An 863-nucleotide genomic window follows, 5' to 3' on the forward strand; every position below is an offset into this window, starting at 1 on the left:
CGACATGAGGAAAACGCAGCTCGTAAAGGGCGGGGGCTGAAAATCGACAAAGGCCACGGCCTTGCCCGGCACATCGAGCATAAAATCAAAACAGAGAAATGGTCTCCTGCGGCAATTATCGGTGAACTCTGTCAACGTGGCTGGAGGTACGATGCCCGCATTTGCGTCAAGACACTGTATAACTATATCGATCAGCAGCTATTTCTCGAAATCACGAACGAAGACCTCCTATACAAAAAGAATCAGGGCGGTCGGCCAGCAAAGAGCAGGCGTACAGTTGCGTGGAACAACCGGGACGGGAAAAGCATCGACGAGCGCCCCGATGAGATAAATCATAGGAAGGAGTTCGGACATTGGGAGATTGACCTAGTGGTCGGACGCAAGGGAACAAGACCAGTGATCTTGACGTTGGTCGAGCGACAGACGAGGAAATCGCTCTATGTACTGGCAAAGAACAAGAGCCAAAAGGAAGTGCTGCAAGCACTTCTTCGATTGCAACGGCGCGTCAAAGGAGACTTTACGCAAGTATTCAAGAGCATCACGGCGGATAACGGGTCAGAGTTTTTGGATGGCGAAGGAATGAAGCGTGCCGCCAAATGCGGCGAGGTATATTACGCGCATCCGTACAGCAGCTGGGAGCGTGGAAGCAACGAAAACGGGAATCGGATGCTGCGCAGGTTCCTTCCCAAGGGAACGGACTTCAGCAAATTGAAGCCGAAGGAACTGCAGCGCATCGAGGATTGGGTCAACAACTATCCGCGCAAGATTTTCGGATATAAGTCAGCAAACGATATGTATGCTGCGATGATATAACTCGCTAAAAGTTTAACGAGACCTTGCGACAATTAAACTTACAATTTGCC

At 50.4% G+C, this 863-nt stretch carries 1 protein-coding gene; it reads left to right on the forward strand.

The genetic code is table 11. The annotated features are described in order from the left end of the window. The coding region (locus HMPREF1985_RS07845; protein ID WP_021772046.1) for an IS30 family transposase at nt 1–813 on the forward strand (813 nt) is incomplete at its 5' end. Nucleotides 814–863: the final 50 nt, after the last annotated feature.

Source organism: Mitsuokella sp. oral taxon 131 str. W9106 (assembly GCF_000469545.1).
Taxonomy (GTDB): domain Bacteria; phylum Bacillota; class Negativicutes; order Selenomonadales; family Selenomonadaceae; genus AWVT01.